The organism is Geminicoccus sp., from assembly GCF_036263595.1.
Taxonomy (GTDB): domain Bacteria; phylum Pseudomonadota; class Alphaproteobacteria; order Geminicoccales; family Geminicoccaceae; genus Geminicoccus.
In genome coordinates this window covers 1-12,127 of sequence record NZ_DATAGQ010000232.1, presented here as the reverse complement: position 1 = coordinate 12,127, position 12,127 = coordinate 1, and the positions used below count along the sequence as shown (strand labels likewise).

The 12,127-nt window shown below is 63.7% G+C and carries 10 protein-coding genes; all 10 read right to left on the bottom strand.

Going from position 1 to position 12,127, the window contains the following annotated elements; all coding sequences use genetic code 11:
* Positions 1–228: 228 nt before the first annotated feature.
* Positions 229–1,182: a hypothetical protein gene (locus VHL31_RS25370; protein ID WP_329664043.1), complete on the bottom strand. Its 954-nt coding sequence runs from the start codon at positions 1,180–1,182 to the stop codon at positions 229–231.
* A gap of 102 nt (positions 1,183–1,284) precedes the next feature.
* Entirely contained in the window at positions 1,285–3,315 is a 2,031-nt protein-coding gene (locus VHL31_RS25365; protein WP_329664042.1) for a diguanylate cyclase domain-containing protein, read from the bottom strand.
* Positions 3,316–3,962: 647 nt separating this feature from the next.
* On the bottom strand, positions 3,963–5,690 hold the full coding sequence (locus VHL31_RS25360) for an ABC transporter substrate-binding protein (protein WP_414653828.1): 1,728 nt from the start codon (positions 5,688–5,690) through the stop codon (positions 3,963–3,965).
* A gap of 134 nt (positions 5,691–5,824) precedes the next feature.
* Positions 5,825–6,118 (bottom strand): DUF2160 domain-containing protein, encoded by a 294-nt coding sequence (locus tag VHL31_RS25355; RefSeq protein ID WP_329664040.1) that lies wholly within the window; start codon positions 6,116–6,118, stop codon positions 5,825–5,827.
* Positions 6,119–6,124: 6 nt separating this feature from the next.
* Positions 6,125–6,925 (bottom strand): carbohydrate ABC transporter permease, encoded by an 801-nt coding sequence (locus tag VHL31_RS25350; protein WP_329664039.1) that lies wholly within the window; start codon positions 6,923–6,925, stop codon positions 6,125–6,127.
* Positions 6,922–7,794, bottom strand: a complete 873-nt coding sequence (locus VHL31_RS25345) for a sugar ABC transporter permease (RefSeq protein ID WP_329664038.1) — start codon at positions 7,792–7,794, stop codon at positions 6,922–6,924. Before VHL31_RS25345 ends, VHL31_RS25350 begins: the two co-directional genes overlap by 4 nt.
* 19 nt (positions 7,795–7,813) lie before the next feature.
* Positions 7,814–8,899, bottom strand: coding sequence for an ABC transporter ATP-binding protein (locus VHL31_RS25340; protein WP_329664037.1), 1,086 nt, complete (start codon positions 8,897–8,899; stop codon positions 7,814–7,816).
* Positions 8,900–8,902: 3 nt separating this feature from the next.
* The gene (locus VHL31_RS25335) at positions 8,903–9,994 is read right to left on the bottom strand and encodes an ABC transporter ATP-binding protein (RefSeq protein WP_329664036.1); all 1,092 of its coding nucleotides are present in this window, start codon (positions 9,992–9,994) and stop codon (positions 8,903–8,905) included.
* Complete coding sequence (glpD, locus tag VHL31_RS25330) at positions 9,991–11,517, bottom strand: glycerol-3-phosphate dehydrogenase (RefSeq protein WP_329664035.1); 1,527 nt, start codon at positions 11,515–11,517, stop codon at positions 9,991–9,993. The genes VHL31_RS25335 and glpD overlap by 4 nt, the downstream gene beginning before the upstream one ends.
* Before the next feature lie 152 nt (positions 11,518–11,669).
* Positions 11,670–12,127: DeoR/GlpR family DNA-binding transcription regulator (locus tag VHL31_RS25325; protein WP_414653827.1), on the bottom strand; the 458-nt coding region annotated here is incomplete at its 5' end.

The following is a 12,127-nucleotide window of genomic DNA, read 5'->3' as shown; positions in this document are numbered from 1 at the left end:
TCCGATAAACTTCGAGTAGGTCTGCTCGATCATCGCGACTGAGGTGCCGCAGTGGCCGGCGACGATCCGGACTTCCACACCGGCCATCAGTGCAGCAGCGATCCAGGTATGGCGGAGACTGTAGACGGTTATCTCAGGTGCCAGCCCCGCGGCCTTTACTGCTTGCTTCATCGGCTTACTCTGACTGTTCGAAAGCCAAGCCGTACCGTCTGCTCTCGTGAACAGTGGCTAGGATCCAGATCTGCCGGAGATAAGCCGAGTCAGCAGCAATCGAAGCTCGTCATTGATCGCGATGGTACGCGGGCCGGTCTTGCCTTTAGGAAGATGCAGTCTTGCACCCTCAGTCGCGTGAAGATGGGCATCCTCGACACGACAAGCAGCCATTTCCCCGTATCGCGCACCACATGAGGCAAGCGCAAACACCAGATCGTATAGGTGCGGGTCGTTGATGTTGTCGAGCAGCCTGCGGATCTCGTCTGCGTAGAGGAAGGTATTTCGAGAACCTGTCACGTTCTGAAACGCCTTCAGTCCGGTCCGCCAGGTAGCATCGGAGGGCAAGTCGGCCGGCCGCTGCCGACGTGCCAAATTTAGAGCCGCACGCAGGATAGTCATAATCCGATTGGCGCTGGCACGTGACGCACGTACTCGTTCGGGATTATCGCCTAGTCGAACCAAGTTGTTCCTGAAGTTGTTAAAATCGGCACCGGTCAACGTCATGACCTTGCGATGTCGGAGTGCGTCCGGGATGTGATTCCGCAGTATTGATCTTGCGTAACGCTCGCTTCCTCCGCGTGCCTTGAGATCCTCCAGGTAGTTCACAATAGCTTGGTCTATGGTAAGCGGCTTTGCACCGTCGCCGGCGGCCAGCAGCTTCTCCATCTCGAACCACGGCCGCGCCTTCTCGTTGGCTTGCACCCACGACAGAATGTCTCTGCCATTCGCATCAACGACGTCGTCGGCTGCACCCAGTTTCTCGGCCTTGTACGTGATCCCTTTGGCACCGACAGGGCGAAACTTGGCAAACCAAGTGCCGGTCGGTGTACTGCGGGCTCTGTAATAGCCGATCAGACAGCCAGGGCTGATCTTCGACCAGTACGGCTCCTTGCGCGGCTTGAGCTCGGCCCGCGCGGTCCGGTTCTCGAGGCGACGATCACGCGGCGCACGGGCCATCGGCAGCAGCATCCTGTACTTGTCCTAAACGGATAATCGCGGACTTGTTCGGACGCGCAAGGACTAATTTTGAGGCTGCTCAATGACTAAGGGACGACTGGGGACGCTATCGGACTATAGAATTTCCCTTTCCAGGGACTTTTTATGGAGCACTTCCGCGTTCATCTGCTCCAGGAAGAACTGGAAGCGCTGGCCGCCTTCCGCCTTGGCGCGGTAGAGTGCCAAGTCCGCGTTCTTGATCAGCTGATCGGCGCTGGTCGCGTCAATCGGAAACAGGGTCACCCCCATCGAGCAAGTCACGAACAGGTCGTGGTCGTCGACGGAGATGGGCTCGGCAATCGAGTCGAGGGCCTTCTGGGCGAGCGTTGCCGCGCCGCTCGCACCGGCATTGCTGGATAGATCGGTCTGGACGATGGCGAACTCGTCTCCGCCGAGGCGGGCCAGCGTGTCGGTGCTGCGCAACGTGCTCCGTAGCCGGCGCGCGACGATCTGGAGCAGCCGGTCGCCGGCCGCATGCCCCAAGGTGTCGTTGACGTCCTTGAACTGATCGAGATCCAGCAGCATCAGGGCACCGTGGCGGCCGTCCCTTGCGGCCCGGGCCATGGCAGTCTCCAGCCGGTCGAGCAGCAGCGTGCGGTTGGACAGGCCGGTCAGGCGGTCATGATGGACGAGGCGCTTGATCTCTGCCTCGGCGCGCCGGCGTTCGGTAACGTCGCGCAGGACGGTCTGGAATGCCTGTCGGCCGCCTTCACTAAGGGTCGCGGTGGTGATCTCGACCTCGACCCGCCTTCCGTCCTGGGTCCGCACCGCCGTCGTGGCCGGTTCGGTCACGATCCCTTCCTGGGCAGCCTTGGCCAGTTGTCGTTCGACCGCATGACGCCCTTCGGGGATGATGAGGTCCATCAGTTTGCGGCCTACCAGATGTTCGAGCGAGGTCGCAGCCAGGATCCGCAACGCCGAGCGGTTCGCCATCTCCACGACGCCACCCTCATGCATCAGGATTCCGTCAGGTGCCGTGTCCACCAGCCGCCGCCAGCGTTCCTCCGACTGGACCCGCCCCGCTTCCGCTTCCCGGTAGGCGGTCACGTCGATCAGCGTGACGACAGCGCCCGCCACCGATCCATCGGCTGCCGCGTGCGGAAGAACCCGGATGAGGAAGCGACTGGTTTCCCAGCAGGCGACTTCACGCTCGAAGGGATCACCGTTCTCCAGGGTCAGCCTGACGAGGGAGACGAGTTCGTCGTCATGCAGACCCGCGGCGACATCCGCCAGCGGCCTGCCCTCACCCGGTTCGTCCAGGCGCAGCATCCTCGCGGCCACCGACGCGCAGCGACGCACACGCAGGGCGGGATCGACAAACACCACGCCCACGTCGATGGAATCGAGCAGGCCCGCCATGTCGGCCGTCAACTGCTCGAGCTCGACGATCTTCTGGCGATGCGTGTGGTTCATTCGTTCGAGTTCTTCGGTCAATGCGCGCAGATCGGCCGCATAGGCCTCCAACTCGGTATGTGCCCGCTGCAGATCATCGAACGCCATCTGCAGCCGGTCGTTGCTAAGTTCCAGTCGCTCGACGGCCGTTTTCAGGTGAAGCCGGGAAGCGGTCAGCTGCTTTGCCAGTACTGCATTCCTGGAAGCTGCTCGATCCGTCTGCGGCACCGTGTCGTCTGTTCCGGCAGACTGGAGTTCCTGCTTCCGGGTCGCTGACGCAAGGATGAGAACCGATCCCTTGGCTCTTGTTGCCGGGCCAAGCGGCAGGAATACCAGATCCACCAGCTTGGTTGTACCCGCCTCGTCGAGCGGCAGATGCATAAGGTGCTGGATTTTGCCGCTTCGCCGCGCGGCAAGCACCGCCTCCGAGACCAGCAGGTGCGTCGCCGCCATCATCAGGCTTGCGAGATCCGTACCTGGCCCGGCCGCCGCAAGGCCGAGGACTTCGTCGTCGGGCAGCCGGTGGACTCGGTCGCCCGCATCGATCAGACAGATCCAGCTCTGGCTGGAGCCGGGCTGGAAAGCATCGACACCGATTGGATCGGCTCGAGCGTTATTGGCAGGCGCCGCCAGCCAGTGTCTCGCCAGCCAGGGTGCGAGAGCCGGCACCGGGACGTAGCCATCGGGCAACCCAGGACAGAAGATCTTGACCATCCGCTCGTGCTGACATGCGGTGAGCCCACCAGCACTTGCCACCGCACGTGCCAGCGAAGTGCCGCCCGGAGCTGCCTGGGAGCCAAGAAGAAGATGGCCTAGTCGCCGCCCGCCGGCAGGCAGCCCGCGTTCGACGGCATGCGTTGCGTCGCTGCCAGAACGGTACCAGCGACTGCCATCTACCATGAGTTCCGACGAGTCGGAGATCAGGGACAAGGCGTCTACCCGCACATCCTCACCCTCGGACAGGCGGTGGCTGGGCAGACTGAGAAGATTGAGGTCGAAGCCGACCGGATCAGCACCAAGCAGGATCCAACATACTCCGGTACACGCCGACGCATGTTGAAGAACGACGACAAGTGAAGCGAAGCCGCCACCGGCCACCTCGATCAAGACAATCGGGAAATCCAGTAAGGTGGAGCCATGATCATCGGCTTGGCCCGCTCTGCTGGGATCGCTTTCGGCCGTGATGCTCATCATGGTTCAGTATTGAGACCTCGTCCACTTGGTCAGCGGGCGGCAGGGTTTGTCAACCCTAGATTACGGGATACCAACCGCATCGCGTGTAACGCGATCAAACCGGATGAGCAAAAAAAATAGGGAGCGGTGGCCCGCTCCCCAGCCGATGATACCGATCGGATCCTGGATCAGCCCTTGATGTTGTCGGGCATCACCTTGTTGTCCTTCCAGGCCTGCAGGAGCAGGTCGTAATCAACCGTGACGCCCTGCGGCTCCTCGTTCGCCAGCTTGCGCTTTGGCTCGCCCCCGGTTTCGTCGGCCTTCTTGTACCAGACCTCCGGATCCTCCTCGGGATTGAGCTTCGGCGCGCACTCGCCACCGATCCCTGCTCGCTCAAGGCGACGCAGCACGTCGTCCTGCTGCTTGGCGAGGTTGTCCATGGCTTCCTGTGCGGTCTTCTCGCCGCTCACGGCCTCGGCCACGTTCGCCCACCAAAGCTGCGCCAGCTTTGGATAGTCGGGCACGTTGTTGCCGGTCGGCGACCAGGCCACGCGGGCCGGGCTGCGGTAGAACTCGACCAGACCCGCCAGCTTCGGGGCGCGCTCGGTGAAGCTCTCGTGCCGGATGTCGCTGTCGCGAATAGGTGTCAGCCCGACATGGGTCTTCTTGAGCGAGGTCGACTTGCATACGCAGAACTGCGCATACAGCCAGGCTGCCTGCCGCCGCTCGACCGGCGTCGAGGTCATCAGCGTCCAGCTGCCTGCGTCCTGGTAGCCGAGCTTCATGCCCTCCTTCCAATAGGCGCCGTGCGGCGACGGCGCCATGCGCCACTTCGGCGTGCCGTCCGCATTCATCACCGGCAGACCTTCCTTGGTGGAGGATGCGGTGAAAGCCGTGTACCAGAAGATCTGCTGCGCGATCGCACCCTGGCCCGGCACCGGCCCGGCCTCGGAAAAGGTCATGCCTTGCGCTTCGGCTGGCGCATACGCCTTTAGCCAGTCGATGTACTTCTGCGTGGCATAAACCGCCGCCGGGCCATTGGTGCCGCCACCACGCGAGACCGAGGAGCCAACCGGGCGGCAGCCATCCATGCGAATGCCCCACTCGTCGACCGGCAGGCCGTTGGGGATGCCGACATCGGACATGCCAGCCATGGACAGCCAGGCATCGGTGAACCGCCAGCCCAGCGACGGGTCCTTCTTGCCGTAGTCCATGTGGCCGTAGATGCGCTGGCCGTTCACTTCCTTCACGTGGTTGGAGAAGAAGTCGGCGATGTCCTGGTAGGCCGACCAGTTCACCGGCACGCCCAGGTCGTAGCCTTTGACCTTCTTGAACTCGTCGCGCATCTGCGGATCGGTGAACCAGTCGTAGCGGAACCAGTAGAGGTTCGCGAACTGCTGGTCGGGCAACTGGTAGAGCTTGCCGTCCGGCCCGGTCGTGAACGACTTGCCCATGAAGTCGTCGACGTCGAGGGTGGTGAGCGTGAAGTCCTTGCCGTCGCCGGTCATCCAGTCGGAGAGCGGTACGACCTTCTTGTAGCGGAAATGGGTGCCGATCAGGTCGGAATCGTTGATGTAGGCGTCGTAGATGTTCTGATCGGACTGCATCTGGGTCTGCAGCTTCTCGATCACGTCGCCTTCCTGGATGAGATCATGGCTCAGGTTGATGCCGGTGATCTCGGAAAACGCCTTCGCCATCGTCTGCGATTCGTAGACGTGCGTGTCGATCGTCTCGGAGACGACCTTGATCGACTGGCCCTTGAAGGGTTCGGCGACCTTCTGGAACCAGGTGAGTTCCTCGATCTGCTGGTCACGGGTCAGCGTGGACGGCTGGAACTCGTCGATCCAGCGGTTGATCGTTTCGTCCGCTGCGTTGGCACGGATGATGCCCGGCATGGCGAATGCCGCGCCTGCCATGGCCGTGCCGCCCAGGAACCTTCTGCGCCCGAGGTGCCATTTCGTCATTCGAGACCTCCCTGTCTCTTGTTGTCCCTCGATCACCACTGCGTTGCCGGATCGGGATCGTGCCCCGGCAAGCCTCGACCGTGCCGTCAGCCGAAGCGCAGCACGATAACGAACCACAAGACTGCCACGATCGACGCCCACCACAAGGGCGCAGCGAACAGGGACAGCCAAAGGAGATGGATCCAGGCTGCACCGAGCAGGCCGATGAACAGCCGGTCGCCGCGGGTCGTGGTCATCGGCAGGAAGCCGCGGCGTTCGGCAGTCGGCCACGCGAACTGCAGCGCCGTCATGGCCGCCAGCATGGCGGCGATGGCCACGAAGAAGATCGCGACCGGTGAGGTCCAGGCCATGGAAAGGACGAGAGTGTTGATGGCTTCCATGTTCCCTCACACCCGTCCGAGGGCGAAGCCCTTGGCCATGTAGTTGCGCACGAACCAGATCACGAGCGCACCGGGCACGATGGTCAGCACACCCGCCGCCGCGAGCAGACCCCAGTCGAGGCCGGCCGCGGACACTGTCCGGGTCATGGCTGCCGAGATCGGCTTGGCGTTGACCGCGGTGAGCGTGCGCGCCAGCAGCAGCTCCACCCAGGAGAACATGAAGCAGAAGAACGCCGTCACGCCGATGCCGGACTTGATCAGCGGCAGGAAGATCTTGAAGAAGAACCTGGGGAAGGAATAGCCGTCGATATAGGCGGTCTCGTCGATCTCCTTTGGCACGCCCGACATGAAGCCTTCCAGGATCCACACGGCGAGCGGCACATTGAACAGGCAGTGTGCCAGCGCCACGGCGATGTGCGTGTCGAACAGCCCCATCGCCTGGTAGAGTTGGAAGAACGGCAGCAGGAACACGGCCGGTGGCGCCATGCGGTTGGTCAGCAGCCAGAAGAAGACGTGCTTGTCGCCGATGAAACGGTAGCGCGAGAAGGCGTAGGCCGCTGGCAGCGCCACCAGCAGGCTGATCGTCATGTTCATGAGCACGTAGATCAGCGAGTTGACGTAGCTCATGTACCAGCTGGGATCGGTGAAGATCGTCCGGTAGTTGGCGAGCGTCGGGCGGGATGGGATCAGCGTGAGCGCGCCCAGGATCTCCTCGTTCGTCTTCAAGGACATGATGACGAGCCAGTAGATCGGCAGCACCAGGAAGACGAAGTACACGATCAGCCAGATGCTCTTGCCGTGCTTCATGCCCGGTCTCCCGTGCCGGCCCGGACCATGACATTGTAGAAGACGAAGCTGAGCGTCAGGATGATCAGGAAATAGATGATGGAGATCGCCGCCGCCGGCCCCAGGTCCATCTGGCCGATCGCGATCTTGGTGAGGTGGATGGACAGGAAGGTCGTGGCGTTGCCGGGCCCGCCGCCGGTCACGACGAACGGCTCGGTATAGATCATGAAGCTGTCCATGAAGCGCAGCAGCACGGCGATCAGCAGCACGCCGCGCATCTTGGGCAGCTCGATGTAGCGGAAGACCTTCCAGGGCGACGCCCCGTCGATGGCAGCAGCCTGGTAATAGGCGTCGGGGATCGCGCGCAGGCCAGCGTAGCAGAGCAGCACGACGAGCGGCGTCCAGTGCCAGACGTCCATGATCACGATGGTGAGCCAGGCCGCGACCGGGTCGGCCGTATAGTTGTAGGGAATGCCCAGCCGGTTCACGACCCAGCCGCCCAGCCCGATGTCGCCGCGGGCGAAGACCTGCCAGATCGTGCCGACCACGTTCCACGGGATCAGGAGCGGCAGCGCCATCAGCACGAGCGCGAGCGAGGCCTGCCAACCTTTGGCAGGCATGGCCAGCGCCAGGGCAATGCCCAGCGGAATCTCGATCAGCAGGATCACCAGGCTGAAGATGAACTGGCGCAGAAGGGCTCCGTGCAGGGCCTCGTCGCCCAGGACCTGCACGAACCACTCGGTGCCGACCCAGTAGCGGTCCTGCGGGCTGAAGATGTCCTGGAACGCGTAGTTGACCACGGTCATCAGCGGGATGATCGCCGAGATCGCGACGATCACGAACACCGGCAGCACCAGGAACCAGGCTTTGTTATTCTCGATCTTGTCCAAGTCCTGCCTCCCGGACCTTCTAGTGGACTAGTGCGCCATCGACATAGAGCCGCGTCCACGCGGGCGGAAAATGCGCGAAGGCTGGCCCGGTCGCGACGGGTGCGTCCTCGGCGACCTTGGCCTTGACCTGGACGGTGCCAAGCTTGGCCGTAACCAGCGCGTAGTTGCCGAGATCCTCGACCCGCTCGATATCCACCGGAAGCGCATCCATCCCCGGCGCGCCCGAGATATGCAGATGCTCGGGCCGCACCCCGAGTTCCGCCGCTCCATTCGACCGGCCGGCCGCCTCGGCCCACGCTCCTCCGAGCGGGAGGTCGACTCCCGGGATTCGCAGCCCGTCGGAGGCACGCTTCAAAGGAACGAAATTCATGCCGGGCGAGCCGATGAACCAGCCGACAAACCGATGTGCCGGCCGCTCGAACAGTTCCTGCGGCGTGCCGACCTGCATGACCTTGCCGGCATGCATCACGACGATCTTCTGGGCGAAGGTCAGTGCCTCGTTCTGGTCATGGGTGACGTAGACCAGGGTGCGGCGGTAGCGATCGTGCACCTGCTTCAGCTTGCGCCGGAGCAGCCATTTCAGATGGGGGTCGATCACCGTCAGCGGCTCGTCGAACAGGATCGCTGCCACGTCGGAACGGACCAGACCGCGGCCGAGCGAGATCTTCTGCTTGGCGTCCGCGCCCAGGCCACGGGCACGGCGCGGCAGCGTCGGCCCTAGCTCGAGCATGTCGGCGACTTCCTCGACCTTCATCCTCACGGAGGTCTCGTCGATGCCCCGATTGCGCAGCGGGAAGGCCAGGTTGTCGAACACGGTCATCGTGTCATAGACGACCGGGAACTGGAAAACCTGGGCGATGTTGCGGTCGCCAGGCGACTTCGTGGTCACGTCCTGGCCGTTAAACAGGACCCTGCCATGGGACGGACGCAGCAGGCCGCTCATGATGTTGAGCAGCGTGGTCTTGCCACAGCCGGACGGCCCCAGCAGGGCGTAGGCACCGCCGTCCTCGAAGGCGAAGTCCATGGGAAGCAGCGCGAAGTCGCTGTCCTCCGCCGGGTTGGGCCGATAGGCATGGCCGAGGCCGGCCAGCGTGATCTTGGCCATGGGTCAGCCGCCTCCTGGTATCGGTCGCGGCGGCGCCGCCTGCAGGCCGCCATCTGCACCGAAGGCGTAGATCCGCGAGGGATCGAGAAACACCGTCACCTTCTGGCCCAACTCGTGCTCGTGCACGCCTTCCTCCTGGACGACCCAGGCAATGTCCTGTGCGTGGACATGCACGAAGGTCTCCGATCCCGAGATGTCCGCCAGGTCGACCTCGGCCGGGAAGGAGGGGCGGCTGCCCGCCGGATCGCGCAGGGACAGATGCGGTGCCCGAATGCCGAAGTGATAGGTGCCATCGGACAGGCCTTGCAGATGATGGTCCAGCCGAAGCTCCAGGCCCTGCGGGAAACGTGCGATGTCGCCGACGACCTGCACGCCGACCAGGTTCATGGGCGGGTCGCTGAACACCCCCGAGACGGTCTGCGACGCGGGATGGTGGTAGACCTCGGTGGTTCGCCCTGCCTGGAGGATCCGGCCCTCGAACATCACCATGACCGAGCCGCCCATGGTGAGCGCTTCCAGTGGCTCAGTCGTGGAGTACACGACCACCGCATCACGCCGCTCGAACAGGGCGCGCAGTTCGGCGCGCAACTCCTCGCGAAGCTTGTAGTCGAGGTTCACCAGGGGCTCGTCGAGGAGAAGAAGGTCGGCATCCTTCACCAGCGCCCGTGCGATGGCCGTCCGCTGCTGTTGGCCGCCTGACAGTTCCGCCGGCAGCCGATCGAGCAGATGGTCGATGTGCAGCAGCCCGGCGGTTTCCCGCACCTTGGCGTCGATCTCCGCCTGTGAGCGGCCCGACAGCCGCAGGGGCGAGGCAATGTTCTCGAAGACCGTGAGCGACGGGTAGTTGATGAACTGCTGGTAGACGAACGCAACACTGCGCTGGCGGACCGGCTTGCCGGTGACGTCCTCACCTTTCTGGACGATCCGCCCGGCCGTCGGCTGATCGAGGCCGGCCATCAGCCGCATCAGCGAAGTCTTGCCGCTGCCGGTCGGCCCGAGCAGGACGTGCAGGCCCGGCTCCAGCGTGGCCGTCACCGGATGGAGGTGCACCATGCCGGAGACTGTCTTCTCGACTGCGGCGAGCTGCAGGCTCATGCGGCGTCGACCGTCGACGGACCAAGGGCATGTTGCCCGGACAGCCGCGCGCCCAGTCGCTCCACCGTTTCCTCCCCGACGACCAGCCCCAGCTTGGTGCGCCGCCAGAGGATGTCCTCCGGCGTCGTCGCCCACTCTTCCTCGATCAGGTAGCGGACTTCCGCTTCATATAGATCCGCACCGTAGCACTCCCCCAGGTCTTCTAGGCTCTGCACGCCCTGCAGCACCCGCCTGATGCGGCTACCGTAGGCCGAGACCAGCCGGCTGGCGAGCTTCCCCGAAAGCCATGGCCGGCTCATGCAGAACGACATCGCAAAGCCAGCGGGATCGTAGCCTTCCAGGTCGCCACCGGGCAGCGGCTCGTCGGCGGTCCAGTCGCCCTCGGCGACGGCTAGATGCGGGGCCAGCTTCTGGACGGCGTGCTCCGCGAGCTTGCGGTAGGTCGTGATCTTGCCGCCGAAGACCGAGAGAAGTGGAGCGCCGCCTGCAGGAACGTTCAGGTCGAATACATAGTCGCGGGTAACGGCGGACGGATTGGCCGAGGCATCGTCGTAGAGGGGGCGCACACCCGAGTAGGACCAGACGACGTCGTCCTCGCCGATCTGCTGCTCGAAGTAGCGATTGACGACGTCGCAGAGATAGCGGGTTTCCTCAGGCGAGATCCGCACGTCCTGCGGCTCGCCCTGGTATGGAATGTCAGTGGTCCCGATCAGGCTGAACTCGCGCAGCCAGGGGATCACGAACACGATCCGCTTGTCGTCGTTCTGCAGGATATAGGCGTGGCGGCCATCGTAGAGCCGCTTGGTGACGATGTGCGAGCCCTTGACCAGACGCACGCGGCTCCTGGTATCCAGTGCCAGGTTGTCCTGGAGGAAATGCGAGACCCATGGTCCCGCCGCATTCACCAGCACGCGCGCCTTGACCATCCGCACGGCCTTGGTGCGCTGGTCCTCCAGTTCGGCCACCCAGATGCTGCCGTCCCGCCAAGCTCGACGGCAGAGCGTCCGCGTGTGGATCTCGGCGCCAAGGTCGCGGGCGGCGAGCGCGTTCAGCACGACCAGCCGGCTGTCGTCGACCTGGGCGTCCGAATAATAGAACGCCTTCTCGACCCAACTCTTCAACGGTTTGCCTTCCAGCGTCGGCCCTAGCCGCGCCGTGCCGGAGGACGGCAGGATCTTACGGCCGCCCAGATGATCGTAAAGGAACAATCCAAGCCGGATCAGCCAGGCAGGCCGCTGTTCAGGACTATGGGGAAGCACGAACTGCAACGGGCGTACCAGCATGGGTGCCGCATTCAGCAGGACCTCCCGCTCGATCAGCGATTCACGGACGAGCCGGAATTCATGGTACTCGAGGTAGCGCAGCCCGCCATGGATCAGCTTGGACGACCAGGACGAGGTGTGCGCAGCGAGATCGTCCTTCTCACATAGAAGCACGGACAGGCCACGGCCGGCCGCGTCGCGGGCGATGCCCACGCCATTGATGCCGCCGCCGACGACAAGAAGGTCGAACAGATCCCGCATGCCTGCGCATCCCCAACGTCCTGAGCGGCATCTCGCCGGTGCCGCCTTCTCGGAACGTATCGTGCCGGCTCGTCGCCGCCCTGATGCACAACGGGTATCGCGCCAGGATGGGGTTCGCAATCGAAAAAGAAAATCATCGAAAACGAACGCAACTACGCAGCTGGCAGGACATGCTCGCCGCTGGCGATATGAACTCTCACCCCGGCTGCGCGCAGCGAGGCCTGCCAGGCCGACGGAGGTTCGATGTCGGTGAACAGCTCGTGCACCTGGTCCAGATGCCCCATCCTGACGAGCGCGGTGCGGCCGAACTTCGAATGGTCGCAGGCGAGCAGGACCCGCCGGCTGTTCGCGACGATCGCCTGCGCCACGCGCACTTCGCGGTAGTCGTAGTCCAGAAGCGAACCGTCAGGATCGATTCCGCTAATCCCGATCACCCCGACGTCGACCTTGAACTGACGGATCAGGTCGATCGCCGCTTCGCCTACGATCCCGCGGTCGCGCGAACGCACCAGCCCGCCGGCGATGATCACCTCGAAGGACGGGTTCTGGGAAAGGAGGCTGGCGACGTTCAGGTTGTTGGTGATGACCTTTAGCTCGGTATGGTCCATCA

What these genes read in the sequence shown, in the direction of transcription:
- VHL31_RS25370 (WP_329664043.1), bottom strand. Translation starts at nt 1,182, where the DNA reads ATGCTGCTGCCGATGGCCCGTGCGCCGCGTGATCGTCGCCTCGAGAAC.
- VHL31_RS25365 (WP_329664042.1), bottom strand. Translation starts at nt 3,315, where the DNA reads ATGGTCAAGATCTTCTGTCCTGGGTTGCCCGATGGCTACGTCCCGGTG.
- VHL31_RS25360 (WP_414653828.1), bottom strand. Translation starts at nt 5,690, where the DNA reads ATGGCAGGCGCGGCATTCGCCATGCCGGGCATCATCCGTGCCAACGCA.
- VHL31_RS25355 (WP_329664040.1), bottom strand. Translation starts at nt 6,118, where the DNA reads ATGGAAGCCATCAACACTCTCGTCCTTTCCATGGCCTGGACCTCACCG.
- VHL31_RS25350 (WP_329664039.1), bottom strand. Translation starts at nt 6,925, where the DNA reads ATGAAGCACGGCAAGAGCATCTGGCTGATCGTGTACTTCGTCTTCCTG.
- VHL31_RS25340 (WP_329664037.1), bottom strand. Translation starts at nt 8,899, where the DNA reads ATGGCCAAGATCACGCTGGCCGGCCTCGGCCATGCCTATCGGCCCAAC.
- VHL31_RS25335 (WP_329664036.1), bottom strand. Translation starts at nt 9,994, where the DNA reads ATGAGCCTGCAGCTCGCCGCAGTCGAGAAGACAGTCTCCGGCATGGTG.
- glpD (WP_329664035.1), bottom strand. Translation starts at nt 11,517, where the DNA reads ATGCGGGATCTGTTCGACCTTCTTGTCGTCGGCGGCGGCATCAATGGC.